The sequence below is a fragment of the Pseudomonas sp. SJZ080 genome, assembly GCF_007828295.1.
GTDB lineage: Bacteria > Pseudomonadota > Gammaproteobacteria > Pseudomonadales > Pseudomonadaceae > Aquipseudomonas > Aquipseudomonas migulae_A.
In genome coordinates this window covers 1-13,556 of the sequence record NZ_VIUK01000003.1, presented here as the reverse complement: position 1 = coordinate 13,556, position 13,556 = coordinate 1, and the positions used below count along the sequence as shown (strand labels likewise).

General features: G+C 60.4%; 11 protein-coding genes and 2 pseudogenes. 4 read left to right on the top strand and 9 right to left on the bottom strand.

Going from position 1 to position 13,556, the window contains the following annotated elements; translation table 11 throughout:
- Positions 1 to 7: 7 nt before the first annotated feature.
- Entirely contained in the window at positions 8 to 2,509 is a 2,502-nt protein-coding gene (gene plsB / locus FBY04_RS04795) for a glycerol-3-phosphate 1-O-acyltransferase PlsB (protein WP_145314679.1), read from the bottom strand.
- Between the two features lie 236 nt (positions 2,510 to 2,745).
- Here plsB and FBY04_RS04790 point away from each other — a divergent pair, with 236 nt between their 5' ends.
- A complete protein-coding gene (locus FBY04_RS04790) occupies positions 2,746 to 2,955 on the top strand; it encodes a cold shock domain-containing protein (protein WP_019647794.1) in 210 nt (69 codons plus the stop codon).
- Between the two features lie 139 nt (positions 2,956 to 3,094).
- Here FBY04_RS04790 and FBY04_RS04785 read toward each other — a convergent pair whose 3' ends face one another.
- The 4 genes from FBY04_RS04785 to FBY04_RS04770 form a co-directional block, all read right to left on the bottom strand.
- The gene (locus FBY04_RS04785; protein ID WP_084322258.1) at positions 3,095 to 3,472 is read right to left on the bottom strand and encodes a hypothetical protein; all 378 of its coding nucleotides are present in this window, start codon (positions 3,470 to 3,472) and stop codon (positions 3,095 to 3,097) included.
- A gap of 76 nt (positions 3,473 to 3,548) precedes the next feature.
- Positions 3,549 to 4,358, bottom strand: coding sequence for a putative RNA methyltransferase (locus FBY04_RS04780; RefSeq protein WP_084322259.1), 810 nt, complete (start codon positions 4,356 to 4,358; stop codon positions 3,549 to 3,551).
- On the bottom strand, positions 4,358 to 5,509 hold the full coding sequence (dapE, locus tag FBY04_RS04775; protein WP_084322260.1) for a succinyl-diaminopimelate desuccinylase: 1,152 nt from the start codon (positions 5,507 to 5,509) through the stop codon (positions 4,358 to 4,360). The genes FBY04_RS04780 and dapE overlap by 1 nt, the downstream gene beginning before the upstream one ends.
- A 254-nt stretch (positions 5,510 to 5,763) precedes the next feature.
- Positions 5,764 to 8,355: a glycosyltransferase gene (locus FBY04_RS04770; RefSeq protein WP_145314678.1), complete on the bottom strand. Its 2,592-nt coding sequence runs from the start codon at positions 8,353 to 8,355 to the stop codon at positions 5,764 to 5,766.
- 271 nt (positions 8,356 to 8,626) lie between these two features.
- Here FBY04_RS04770 and tcdA point away from each other — a divergent pair, with 271 nt between their 5' ends.
- Positions 8,627 to 9,445 (top strand): tRNA cyclic N6-threonylcarbamoyladenosine(37) synthase TcdA, encoded by an 819-nt coding sequence (gene tcdA, locus FBY04_RS04765; RefSeq protein WP_084322262.1) that lies wholly within the window; start codon positions 8,627 to 8,629, stop codon positions 9,443 to 9,445.
- 93 nt (positions 9,446 to 9,538) lie between these two features.
- Here tcdA and FBY04_RS04760 read toward each other — a convergent pair whose 3' ends face one another.
- From FBY04_RS04760 to FBY04_RS04745, 4 genes are all read right to left on the bottom strand, one after another.
- Entirely contained in the window at positions 9,539 to 9,946 is a 408-nt protein-coding gene (locus FBY04_RS04760) for a SufE family protein (RefSeq protein ID WP_084322263.1), read from the bottom strand.
- Positions 9,943 to 11,148, bottom strand: a complete 1,206-nt coding sequence (locus FBY04_RS04755; RefSeq protein ID WP_145314677.1) for an aminotransferase class V-fold PLP-dependent enzyme — start codon at positions 11,146 to 11,148, stop codon at positions 9,943 to 9,945. Before FBY04_RS04755 ends, FBY04_RS04760 begins: the two co-directional genes overlap by 4 nt.
- Before the next feature lie 162 nt (positions 11,149 to 11,310).
- Positions 11,311 to 12,345 carry a 2,3,4,5-tetrahydropyridine-2,6-dicarboxylate N-succinyltransferase gene (dapD, locus tag FBY04_RS04750; RefSeq protein ID WP_084322265.1) on the bottom strand — a complete coding sequence of 345 codons (1,035 nt, stop codon included), beginning with the start codon at positions 12,343 to 12,345 and terminating at the stop codon, positions 11,311 to 11,313.
- A 33-nt stretch (positions 12,346 to 12,378) separates the two neighbouring features.
- On the bottom strand, positions 12,379 to 12,741 hold the full coding sequence (locus tag FBY04_RS04745) for an ArsC family reductase (protein ID WP_007949322.1): 363 nt from the start codon (positions 12,739 to 12,741) through the stop codon (positions 12,379 to 12,381).
- Between the two features lie 314 nt (positions 12,742 to 13,055).
- On the opposite strand from FBY04_RS04745, the pseudogene FBY04_RS04740 reads away from it, so the two are divergent.
- Positions 13,056 to 13,262, top strand: a pseudogene (locus FBY04_RS04740) (Na+/H+ antiporter); the annotation flags it as partial.
- 193 nt (positions 13,263 to 13,455) lie between these two features.
- A pseudogene (locus FBY04_RS33020) lies at positions 13,456 to 13,556 on the top strand (integrase); the annotation flags it as partial.

Below are 13,556 nucleotides of genomic sequence, written 5' to 3'. Positions count from 1 at the left end.
GGGAGCGTTATTGCTCGGGCTGTGTGGTAGCCAGATCCGCCGCATCTTCACTGCGATGCAACGCCACCTGGCGAATCGACAAACGAATCTCTGCCGGCAACACCCGTTTGGCCGCGCCTTCGGCCAGATCGCCGAGCAGTTCGTGATAGCTCAATTTGCCGGCTTCGTCGCGCTTGAGCACGTCCAGGTCGAGCATCGTCTGGATGAAGTGGCGGAACAGGCTCTTGTCGAAGAACTCCGGGGCGTTCAGGCCATGCAGGATCGACAGGCGCTGGGCCATCACCGTGCACAGGTCCTCCAGCTCTTCGGCGCTGATGCTGTTCTGGCCGCTGTTGAGCAGCAGGGATACGGTCATGTAGAAGCGTTGCAGCGTCTGGGCGATGCTCTTCGACAGCAAGGTCAGCAACACGAAATGCCGCGAGCTCGGTGCCGGGCGCAGGTAAACGTCATTTTCAAAACGTAGCAGGCCCTGCTCGACGAACGCTTCGAGCCATTGATCGATCACTGCATCCAGTTCGTCCAGCGACCAGCGAATGAACAGCTCCGATTGCAGGTACGGATACAGCGCGCGGGTGTAGCGCAGGATCTGTTCGCGGCTCATGCGAGAGGCGCTCTGGAAGAAGCTCGCGAGCAGCGACGGCAACGCGAAGATGTGCAGGACGTTGTTGCGGTAGTAGGTCATCAGGACGGCATTTTGCTCGTCCAGGTACAGAATCTTGCCGAGCGCATCACTTTGTTCGGACAGCAGATCCATATCCTTCACATGCTCGATCAGCGCACGCCCGTCACCTTCCGGCAGCGTGGTGTGCGGCGAGTATGGCACCTTGCGCAACAGTGCCAGATACAGATCCAGCACTCGCGCCATGGCGTGATCATCCAGCGCCAGACGGCTGGTGGACAGCAATGCCAACGCCACGAGGTTGACCGGGTTGATCGCCGCTGCTTCGTTCAGGTGCTGCGCGACTTTTTCGCCGAGGCGGTTGGTGGTTTCGTTGAGCCACGCCGGTTTGAACTGCGGGCCGAGTTCCTGTTGACGCCAGTCTGGCTGTTCGCTGTCGAGGAATTCCGCGAGTTTGATCGGTTCGCCGAAGTTCACCGCCACTTGGCCGAAGCGCTGCTTCAGGGCGCCAATGACTTTGAAAATGTCGAAGATCGATTCTTTCTTCTTGCTCGCACCGCGCAATTCGCCGAGGTAGGTCCGGCCTTCCAGTACGCGCTCATAACCGATGTACACCGGGATGAAGACGATCGGCATACGCGATGAACGCAGGAAGCTGCGCAAGGTGATCGCCAGCATCCCGGTTTTCGGTTGCAGCATGCGCCCGGTGCGCGAACGGCCGCCCTCGACGAAGTACTCGACCGGGAAACCTTTGGTGAACAGGGTGTGCAGGTATTCGTTGAACACCGAGGTGTACAGCGGGTTGCCTTTGAAAGTACGACGCATGAAGAACGCACCGCCACGCCGCAGCAGGCTGCCGATCACCGGCATGTTGAGGTTGATCCCGGCGGCGATGTGTGGCGGGGTCAGGCCGTTGCGGAACAACAGATAGGACAGCAGCAAGTAGTCGATATGGCTGCGATGGCACGGCACATAGATCACTTCGTGACCCTGGGCGACCTTCTGCACGCCTTCGATGTGGTTGACCTTGATTCCGTCGTAGATCTTGTTCCAGAACCAGCTCAGCACCACTTCCAGAAAGCGAATCGCGGTGTAGGTGTAGTCCGAGGCGATCTCGTTGCCGTAGCGCAGGGCCTGGGCCTTGGCTTTTTCCGGGGAGATGTTCTCGCGCTCGGCTTCATCCAGGATCGCTTGCTTGACCAGCGGCTGATTGAGCAGGCCTTTGACCAGATTGCGCCGGTGGGAAATGTCCGGGCCGATCACCGCAGCTTTGAGGTTGCGGAAGTGCACCCGCAGAATCCGCTGGGCCATGCGCACGGTGCGCTCGTGACCCTTGTCGTGATCGATCAGTTCGCGCAGGTGAATCGGCGCGGAAAACTGCACGCGGGTCTTGCGCCCCAGCACGATGATGCTCAGCAAGCGGCGCAGACGCCCGGTAACCGCCCAGCTGTCGGCGAAGAGCAGTTTCCACGGGCTCGATTCGCTGTCCGGCGACTGGCCCCAGAACACGCTGACGGGAATGATCTGCGCGTCTTCGGCGGCATTCTGGCTCAGGGCGCTGACCAGGCGGGTCAAGGTCGGCGGGGCACCGCGCTTGTCCTGGCGACCGAGCCAGTCGGGGTCTGGTGTCAGGTAAAAGAACGCGGCGGGTTCCAGCAGGTTACCCACCGACACCGGCAGCACCGGGCGGGGCAGGCCGGCCTTGCTGCACTCGGTGTCGACCACGGCGAGGTCGGTCAGCGAAGGGTTTTGCAGGACGTAGAACACCGGACGACTGCGGTCGAGGTTGAGGGTGAACGACGACTGATTGATCGTCTCGGAGCGAACCCAGAGATAGAGCAGTCGGCGCAGGGTGCCAAACACAAGACGGCGGAACGGGGAACGGGTCATACGGCATCTGCATGAGTGAATAAAACCGAGCGTTTGCTCGGGCGGCCGATAGTGTGCCGGATTCACCGAAAATCGGCAAAAAAGCGCCTAAGTAAAGTTGAGTTGAGAGTTTTGGCAGCTGTCATATACTCGGCGAGCCCGCACTGGCCAGATAGTGGCACCTGGTCCGCGCAAGCAATGTTCCCGAGGCTTTCCTGCGAAAAGCCCGATCAATAATAAAAAAGGGGTATGAACAAATGGCAACACGTGAAACCGGCAACGTGAAGTGGTTCAACGACGCCAAGGGCTACGGTTTTATTCAGCGCGCGGACGGGGTGGATGTGTTCGTGCACTACCGCGCGATTCGCGGTGAAGGCCACCGCTCGCTGACTGAAGGTCAGCAGGTCGAGTACGCAGTGGTGGAAGGACAGAAGGGGTTGCAGGCTGAGGATGTGGTGGGGCTGTAAAACCACTCTCCAGATCACCCGAAAACCAATGTGGGAGCGGGCTTGCTCGCGAATGCGGTGGGTTAGTCGACATTAACTTTGACTGACACACCGCATTCGCGAGCAAGCCCGCTCCCACGTTTGATCAATGTTGCTGATGTTAAGCGGTTTTCCAGGTGATCTCTTCTTCGCCATCGGCGCTGATGCGCATCCAGCGATCCGCTGTTTCCTCACCTTCTTCCTCGACCCAGCTGCCCGGTGCGCAACGCACTTCGACGTTCAGCGCGGCAAACGCGGCGCGGGCACAGGCGATGTCGTCTTCCCACGGGGTCTGGTCGCTTTCCAGGTACAGGCTGTTCCATTTACCTACGGCTTTCGGCAACCAGGTCACCGGCACGTTGCCGGCCTTGCACTTGTAGGTCTGGCCTTTCTGAACCCAGTCGGTGCACGGGCCCAATGCGCTGCCGAGCCAGGCCGCGATGGCCTTGTAGTCGACGTCAGCGTCTTTCAGGTAAATCTCGATATCGGGTTGGCGCATGGATGTCCTCACTGCGGGTCTGAAAAATCCATTCGCGGATTTAGCCGGCCTCAAGCCGTTGCTCAAGACCAAAAAATTATTGAAGTACGAAGTAATCGTAACGCATCGACACGGTGACCTCGAACGGCTCGGCCTGTTCGATGACCGCCGCCCGGCGTTCGGCACTGGCGCGCCAGCCGTGAGGCGTCATGGCCAACAGGTTGGCGCGATCCTGACCCTTTGAAAGCGTCAGTTTGAACTCCAGGGTTTCACTGTGTTGCAGCGCCATGCCTTCCGGCACCAACGCCAGGTGCTTGTCGTCAGTGTATTCGCGTACTTCGTCGTACAGTCGCTCACGCAATTCCATCAGATGGCCGCTGGTCGGCCCGACTTTCATCAAGCCGCCGCCGGGGCTGAGCAAGCGCTTGGCTTCTTCCCAGTCCAACGGGCTGAAGACGCTGGCAAGAAACTGGCAACTGCCAGACGCCAACGGCACCCGCGCCATGCTGGCGATCAACCAGGTCAGCTGCGGGTTGCGCTTGCAGGCGCGTTTGACCGCTTCCCGGGAGATGTCCAGCGCGTAACCGTCAGCGTTGGGCAGGGCCTGGGCGATCTGCGCGGTGTAGTAACCCTCGCCACAACCGATGTCGAGCCAGCGCTGTGGTGCGTATTCGGCCGCCAGTTCCGCCAGGCGCTTGGCCACCGGCGCGTAATGGCCTGCGTTCAGGAAGTCGCGACGGGCTTCGACCATCGCCAGGTTATCCCCAGGGTCGCGGCTGTTCTTGTGCTGCACCGGCAACAGGTTCAAATAACCCTGGCGCGCACGGTCGAAGCGATGCCCGGCGGGGCAGGCCACGCCGTTGTCCACCGCGTTCAGCGGTTCGCTGCAGATCGGGCAGGCGAGCATCAGGCGAGCAACTTGATCAGGGTCTGGTAGTAGATTTCGGTCAGCACGTCGAGGTCGGCGGCCAGCACGCGCTCGTTGACCTGGTGGATCGTTGCGTTGACCGGGCCCAGTTCAACCACTTGCGTACCCATGGTCGCGATGAAGCGACCGTCGGAGGTGCCACCGCTGGTGGACGCCTTGGTTTCGCGACCGGTGACGTCCTTGATGCTCGATGCCACGGCATCCAGCAACGCGCCCGGTTCGGTGAGGAATGGCAGGCCGGACAGCGCCCAGTCGATGTGCCAGTCCAGGCCATGTTTGTCGAGGATGTCGGCGACGCGCTTTTGCAGGCCTTCGACGGTGGATTCGGTGGAGAAACGGAAGTTGAACACCGCCACCAGATCACCCGGGATCACGTTGGTCGCGCCGGTGCCGGAATTCACGTTGGAGATCTGGAAACTGGTCGGCGGGAAGAAATCGTTGCCATGATCCCAATGCTCGGCTGCCAGTTCGGCCAGGGCCGGGGCGGCAAGGTGGATCGGGTTCTTGGCCAGGTGCGGATAGGCCACATGACCTTGCACGCCGTGCACGGTCAGTTTGGCGCCGAGGGAACCGCGACGGCCGTTCTTGACCACATCACCCACCAGCGTGGTGCTCGACGGTTCGCCGACGATGCACCAGTCCAGGCGTTCCTTGCGAGCGGCGAGGCGCTCGACGACTGCCTTGGTGCCGTGATGCGCCGGACCTTCTTCGTCGCTGGTGATCAGGAACGCGACCTTGCCCTTGTGATCCGGATAGTCGGCGACGAAGCGCTCGGCGGCCACGGTCATGGAGGCGAGACTGCCTTTCATGTCTGCCGCGCCACGGCCGCAGAGCATGCCGTGTTCGTCGATCAGCGCATTGAACGGGTCGATCTGCCAGGCAGTCACCGGGCCGGTCGGGACCACATCGGTGTGGCCGGCGAAACACAGCACCGGGCCGTCATGTTTGCCGTGGGTCGCCCAGAAGTTATCCACATCTTCGATGCGCATCGGTTCCAGGTTGAAACCGGCATCGCCCAGGCGCTGCATCATCTGCTTCTGGCAATCGGCGTCGAGCGGCGTCACGGACGGACGGCGGATCAGGTCGATGGCGAGTTGAAGGGTCGGCGAAAGGTCGGCGTGGGCCGTCATGGAAAACTCCGGAAAACTTGAATATGGGCACGGACTAATGTGGGAGCGGCGGTGCGACGATTCGACTTGCTCACGACGGTGGTGTGTCAGACAACGGAAATGTTGAATGTTAAACCGTCTTCGCGAGCAAGCCCGCTCCCACAGGTTTTGAGTGCGGTCAGTAAGACCGTATATCACGCCAAGCCCTGCAAAATGGCGGTTATCTTAAAGCAAAACGGCGGCCATTGGCCGCCGTTTAGTGCATCTGTAAAGATTTAGACTGCCGGTGCCGTTTCGCCCTCGACGGCCGGTTTCGGCAGCGAAGACAGGAACGCCATGATCAGCGCCGCCAGGTACGGCAGCGATTGCACCAACAGCATGATCACCCAGAAGCGCATGTCGTTGCTCGGCAGCCCGTTCACCAGGAAGATCCCCAGCGCCGCGCCCCACAACAGCAGCATGATGAACATCTCTTCACGCGCCTCCGAAATCGCCACCCAGAAGCCGTGGTTATCGGCGTTTTTCGGCGTACGGAAGAACGGAATGCTGCTGGTGAAGAAACCGTACAGCACCGCTTTGGCGATGGTGTGCGACAACGCCAGACCGGCCAGCGCCGCGCAGAACGCGTCCTTGAGGTTCACGCCAACCGCGCGACGGTAAAGGAAGATGATCTTGCCGACCTTGAACACGAACAACGCCAATGGCGGGATCGCGAAAATCAGCAACGGCGGATCGACCCGCTGCGGAACGATGATCATCGCCGCCGACCACAACAGTGCGCCGACAGTGAAGAAGATGTTCATGCCGTCCGCGACCCACGGCAACCAGCCCGCGAGGAAGTGGTAACGCTGGCCACGGGTCAGTTCGGTGTCCTTGCCGCGCAGCAAACTCGCGGTGTGACGCTTGATGATCTGAATCGCACCGTAAGCCCAGCGGAAACGCTGTTTCTTGAAGTCGATAAAGGTATCGGGCATCAGGCCTTTGCCGTAGCTGGTGTGGTAATACGCCGCCGACAAACCTTTCTCGAACACGCGCAGACCCAACTCGGCGTCTTCACAGATGCACCAGTCGGCCCAGCCCAGTTCCTCGAGCACCGAGCGACGGGTCATGGTCATGGTGCCGTGCTGAATGATCGCGTCGCGGTCGTTACGGGTGACCATGCCGATGTGGAAGAAGCCCTTGTATTCCGCGTAGCAAAGCTTCTTGAAGGTGCTTTCGTTCTGGTCGCGGTAATCCTGCGGCGACTGCACCACAGCGATTTTCGGATCGGCGAAGTGCGGCACCATGTGCTTGAGCCAGTTCGGGTCGACGCAGTAATCGGAGTCGATCACGGCAATCACTTCGGCATCCTTGGCGGTGTGCGGAATCAGATAGTTCAGCGCGCCACCCTTGAAACCGGCCAGCGGTGCGACGTGGAAGAACTTGAAGCGCGGGCCGAGGGTTGCGCAGTAATCGCGCACCGGTTCCCAAACCGCCGGGTCCTTGGTGTTGTTGTCGATGATCAGGACTTCGAAATCCGGATAGTCGAGGTTGGCCAAGGCGTTGAGGGTCTGTTTGACCATCTCCGGCGGCTCGTTGTAGCAAGGGACGTGAATCGAGACTTTCGGTCTGTAGTCCGAATCGCCTACAACGGGCAGGAATTCGCGCCGGCGCTTGTGGGTCCAGACCGCTTCGGCCAGTTCATGCGCCTCGGTCAGCAGAACGATAAACACCCCGAGCGCGCCGAGTGCGAGGAGGAATCCGACCGTCAGGCTGAACCAGGTGCTGTATTGCTGGCTGTAGTCGTAGCCGATCCATACCAAAACCGAACCGCAGAGGAACGCGATAAAGGTCAGGAAGGTGCGGCCACGCTGACGCAAGGCCGAACCGTCGATCATCAGCAAGGTCAGGGACAGCAAGGCCAGCACTGCCGAGCCGATGGCCAGCACACGCCATTGCGGAATCGCGACGACCGGGCCTTCGAAGTTGAATTTCTGCTGACGCGCGGCGTTGAACACGCCCCAGTACGCGCCCACCGAACCTTCGTCACTGGCCTTCCACGGCTGGTCAAACGCTTCGATCACGAAGTAGTTGAAGCCCTGGCGGTTGAGCTTGTTCACCAGCGTGCGCAAGTAGATCGCCTGATCCGCCGGGCTCGCATCGGTGCCGCCGCGCATGCGACCGTTGCTCGGCCAGCCAACCTCCGAGAGCAGCAGCGGTTTTTTCGGGAACATCTTTTTCAGGTCGCGGGCGCGGTCGAGGACGAATTGACCGGCCTTGTCCACCGGGACGTATTCCCAGTAAGGCAGGACGTGCGCGGCAATCAGATCGACGTGCTTGGCCAGTTCCGGGTGCTCTTCCCAGACGTGCCATTGCTCGGACGTGGTGACCGGCACCTTAACGGCGGCACGGACGCGATCAAGAATCACGCTCAGTTCCGCAGCGGTAATTTCCTTACGGAAAATCGCCTCGTTGCCTACCACCACGCGAACCACGCTGCGCGAGGAGTTGGCAATTTCGATGGCGCGGGTGATTTCCCGCTCGTTGCGTTCCAGGTCCGGGCTGATCCAGATGCCGAGGGTGACCCGCAGGCCGAACTCTTCAGCCAGCTTGGGAATGTCACCCAGGGTGCCATCGACCGAGTAAGTGCGGATGTTGTCCGTCAGCTTGCTCATGATCTCCAGATCACGACGCATTTCATCGTCGGTCGGGTACTGCTCTTTCTGCGGGTACTGGCCTTGCTGGAACGGCGAGTAGGAAAACCCGGAGATCTGTTCTGGCCAGTTGGGGGCGGTGACCGGGCGATTGATCAGCGCCCAGAAGCCGGTAAACAAGGCAGCGATGGCGAGCACCACGACCAGGTTGAGTCCAAATTTACGCGATGACATAGCTATTTCGGGTTCCAAAGGCTGTGGAACGAAGTTACGGTCGGCGGTTGCCAAGGGGCGCGCATCCTACACCGGGCGTTCCCTGACCGTACAGCAGACAGGGAACAGCCGGACGTTGGGCAATCCAACTCGACTTAAGTTCTTTCGTTGGACCTTGTAGGTTAAATCTTGGTTCTGCGTAGGCTGAATAATGAGTTCAAGACGCCCGTTCATAGCCCAAAGATGCTCTTGGCCGCCGACGGCCCTATAATGCGCGCCGGTTTTTGGGGTAATGGTCATGAGTACAGAAGATCCGCGGTTTGCAGGCATCGCCCGTTTGTATGGCATCGAAGGGCTTGAGCGCTTGCGCGCCGCCCACGTGGCGATCGTCGGTGTCGGTGGCGTCGGCTCCTGGGCGGCGGAAGCCGTAGCCCGTTGTGGCGTGGGCGAGATTTCGCTGTTTGACCTCGACGACGTCTGCGTCAGCAACGCTAACCGTCAGTTGCACGCGCTGGACAGCACTGTCGGCAAACCCAAAGTCGAGGTGATGGCCGAGCGCCTGCGCGGGATCAATCCGGACTGCACGGTGCACGCGGTGGCGGATTTCGTCACCCGCGACACCATGGCCGAGTACATCACGCCGAACATCGACTGCGTGATCGACTGCATCGACAGCGTGAACGCCAAGGCTGCGCTGATCGCCTGGTGCAAACGCCGCAAGATCCAGATCATCACCACCGGCGGGGCGGGCGGGCAGATTGATCCGACGTTGATTCAGGTCTGCGACTTGAACCGGACTTTCAACGACCCGTTGGCCTCGAAAGTGCGCTCGACCCTGCGCCGCGACTACAACTTCTCCCGCACGGTGACCCGTCATTACAGCGTGCCGTGTGTGTTTTCCACCGAACAGCTGCGCTACCCGAAGCCGGATGGCAGCATTTGCCTGCAGAAGAGTTTTGTCGGGGATGGCGTGAAGCTGGACTGCGCGGGCGGGTTTGGCGCGGTGATGATGGTGACGGCGACATTCGGCATGGTCGCGGCGACCAAGGCTGTGGATAAAATTGTGGCGGGTGTGCGGCGCCCGGCGGATCGGGTCAAACCCGGGGTTTGAAACGCGATCCTTGTAGGAGCCGGCGTGCTGGCGATCCATGCGCCGCGGTGTCTCAGCCATACTGAGTCGCCTGGATCGCCAGCAAGCCGGCCCCTACATGTCGCTCAGGCTCCGCATTCGCTGGAGCACGGCGTTGAGGCCGTTGCTGCGCGACGGCGACAACTGCCGGCTCAATCCAAGCTGATTGAACCACTCCGGCAAATCCACCTGCTGCAACTCAACCGCCGACAACCCGTTAACCCGCGCCAGCAATAACGCCACCAACCCGCGAATCAATCGCGCATCACTGCTCGCGGCAAACTGCCAGTGACCGTCCTGCAGCGAGCCCACCAACCACACCTGGCTTTCACAACCATGCACGCGATTGGCCTCGATCTTGTCCACATCGCTCAACACGGGCAGACGGTCGCCCCATTGCATCAACAGCCGCGCCCGTTGTTCCCAGCCAGCGGCAGCCTGAAAGGTTTCGAGCGCCTTGACGGCATCAGCGGGGAGGGTCATCGCAACAACTCCAGCGCCTGATCCAGCGCTTCAAAGAACCGTTCCAGATCTTCGGAATCGTTGTACAGCGCCAACGACACCCGAATCGCCCCGGCCAGTTCAAAGCTTTTCAGCAACGGCATGGCGCAGTGATGACCGGCGCGCACGGCGATCCCCTGTTCTGTCAGCAAATGCGCCAGATCAGCGTTATGCACACCTTCGACGACAAAACTCGCCAGCGCCAGTTGCGGTTTGCCCAGCAGGCGGATGCCGTTACGTGCCTCAAGACCTTTCAACAAATAGTCGTGCAGCGCCGCTTCATGGGCTGAGACCGCGTCCTGATCGAGACCGGCGAGGTAATCCAGCGTCGCGCCAAGTCCAATCACACTGGAAATCGGCGGCGTGCCCGCTTCGAATCCCAATGGCGCCGGGCGAAAGCGTGCGTGCTGGTAATCCGCATCCAGCACCATTTCGCCGCCGAATTGCCAATGGCGCAGTTGCTTGAGCACTTCGTGGCGCCCGAACAGCACACCCAGGCCATCGGGTCCGTAGAGCTTGTGGCTGGAAAACACATAGAAGTCGCAACCGAGTGCCTGCACGTCATGCCGACCATGGACCACGCCCTGAGCGCCATCGACCACAGTCATCGCGCTGTGTGCCTTGGCCATCGCCAGCAAGGCGGGCAGCGGTTGCCAGGCACCGAGCACGTTGGACAACTGACTGACCGCCAGCAAGCGAGTCCGCGGGCCAATCAGCGACGCGGCGGCATCGAGGTCGATCAAACCGTCGGTATCCAGCGGCAGGATCACCAGCTTCAAATCGCGACGGTGAGCCAATTGCTGCCATGGCAACAGGTTGGCGTGATGCTCAAGGGCGCTGATGACAATCTCGTCGCCCGGATTGAACAGGTGTTCCAGGCCATAGGCCAGGAGGTTCAGCGCGGAGGTGGCGCCGTGGGTAAAAATGATCTGCCCGCAATCGCCGGCATTCAGCCAGTGGGCGGCTTTGCTGCGGCTGTCCTCGAACGCCTGGGTGGCATGCGCGCCGGGCAAGTGCTGCGCCCGATGCACGTTGGCCGCGCCATTGGCGTAGTAATGCGCCAGGGCATCCAGCAGCGCTTGAGGTTTTTGAGTGGTGGCGGCGTTGTCCAGATAGGTCTGGTCTTGCCGTTGCAGCGCGGCGATGGCCGGAAAATCGGCGCGCCAGGGAGAGGGAATCATCATGCAATTTGGCCCTGCTAAACATGGGCGGGGTGTACACCGTACCCCTGTAGGAGCGGGCTTGCTCGCGATGGACGTTAACGTTAACGCGTGTGACCTGAACAACCGCGTTGCCCTTACGTTTCTCGCGAGCAAGCTCGCTCCTACAGGGTGATCATGTGACGCTTAGTTGTGAGCGTGCAGCGCTTCGTTCAGTTCGATCGCCGATTTGTGGGTTTTGCATTCCACGGCGCCGGTTTCCGAATTGCGGCGGAACAGCAGGTCAGGCTGACCGGCCAGTTCACGGGCTTTCACGACCTTGACCAGCTTGTTGTTCTCGTCCAGCAGCGCCACTTTGGTGCCAGCGGTCACGTACAGGCCCGATTCAACGGTGTTGCGGTCGCCCAACGGGATACCGATACCGGCGTTGGCGCCGATCAGGCAGCCTTCGCCGACCTTGATCACGATGTTGCCGCCGCCCGACAGGGTGCCCATGGTCGAGCAACCGCCGCCCAGGTCCGAACCCTTGCCGACGAAGACACCCGCGGAAACGCGGCCTTCGATCATGCCCGGGCCTTCGGTGCCGGCGTTGAAGTTGACGAAACCTTCGTGCATCACGGTGGTGCCTTCGCCGACGTAAGCGCCCAGACGAATCCGCGCCGCGTCAGCGATGCGCACGCCGGCCGGTACCACGTAGTCGGTCATTTTCGGGAACTTGTCCACCGAGAACACTTCCAGCAATTCGCCGCGCAGACGGGCTTCCAGTTGATGCTCGGCCAGTTCGGCGAGGTCGATTGCGCCCTGGCTGGTCCACGCGACGTTCGGCAGCAGCGGGAACACGCCCGCCAGGTTCAGGCCGTGCGGCTTGACCAGACGATGGGACAGCAGGTGCAGCTTGAGGTAAGCCTCAGGCGTGGAAGTCAGTGGCGCGTCTTCGGCCAGAATGGTCGCGACCAGCGGCTTGTGGCTCTCGGCCAGGCGGGTCAGCAAGGCAGCCTGTGCGGCGTCGACGCCTTTGACGGCTTCAGCCAGTTGCGAAGCCTGAGCGGTGCTGAAGGCGATGGCCTGATTGCCGTCGGTGTAGCCCAGGACCGGCGCGATGGCCGCGACCAGTTCGGCCGAAGGATTGAGCAATGGCTGTGCGTAAAACACTTCCAGCCATGCGCCTTGACGGTTTTGAGTGCCGACACCAAAGGCCAGGCTGAATACGGTAGTGGACATGTAAATACCTCTAACAAAATTGAACGGGCGGGCTTACTTGAGCGCTGCCGCGTAGATGTCTGGCTTGAAGCCAATCAGGGTTCTGTCTCCGAGATCGAGCACCGGGCGCTTGATCATCGAGGGTTGTGCCAGCATCAGTTCGATGGCTTTCGGCTGGTCGAGATCGGCTTTGCGTTCGTCGTCGAGCTTGCGAAAGGTCGTGCCTGCACGGTTCAACACCACTTGCCAGCCGTGCTCGTCGCACCATTGGGTCAGGTGTTCACGGTCGATTCCGGCCGTTTTGTAATCATGAAAGTCATAGCTGACAGCGTGTTCATCGAGCCAGGTGCGCGCCTTTTTCATGGTGTCGCAGGCTTTGATGCCGAAAAGGTGCAACGTTTTGCTTGAAACGGTCAAGGAATTGCCCCCTTTGCAGGTGCTGGAAAAAAAAGGTGAAGGATTATGCCATGACCGGACGGTTTCGCGTCGGCCTTGGTCGTTATGCCACCGCAAATCCCTTGTGGGAGCGGGCTTGCTCCGGGCGGCGTTCCGACGAAAGCGGTGTGTCAGACACGCAAATGTTGACTGTTAAGCCCCCTTCGCGAGCAAGCCCGCTTCCACATTGGATTGAGGTGTTTTCAGGCGATGCGACATTGGTGTAACGGTCAGGGAACAGTCTAGGCGGCTAATATGGCACTTCAATGCTGTCGATTACCCGGGAACTGCGCTTTATGCAAACCGCCTACACCGTCCTGATCCTGTTGATGCTGGTAAGTGTTTCGCGCCTGGTCGGACGCGTGATTGCATTGCCATTGCCGCTGGTGCAAATCGGTGCCGGCGCGTTGCTGGCCTGGCCGACGCTCGGGTTGCACGTCGCACTGGACCCGGAATTGTTCCTGTTTTTGTTCCTGCCACCGCTGCTGTTCTCCGATGCGTACACCCGATTTATACTGCCAAAATGGACATGCATAACTACTTAAGTATCAATGACTTATGGCTGTCATGGCGCTGTCCATTTTTTTTCAAGTCAAATGGACACAGGCGCGCGATAATGTTGCCGCTGACCGAAAACTGACCCAGTAAAGGCTGTTGGGGATGCGGCGGAAATCTTGGACTACCTGGAGGTAGTTCATGTACTCATACGAAGACCGTATCCGAGCGGTCAAGCTCTACATCAAACTGGGCAAGCGAACCGGGGCAACTATTCGTCAGTTGGGCTACCCGACGAAGAA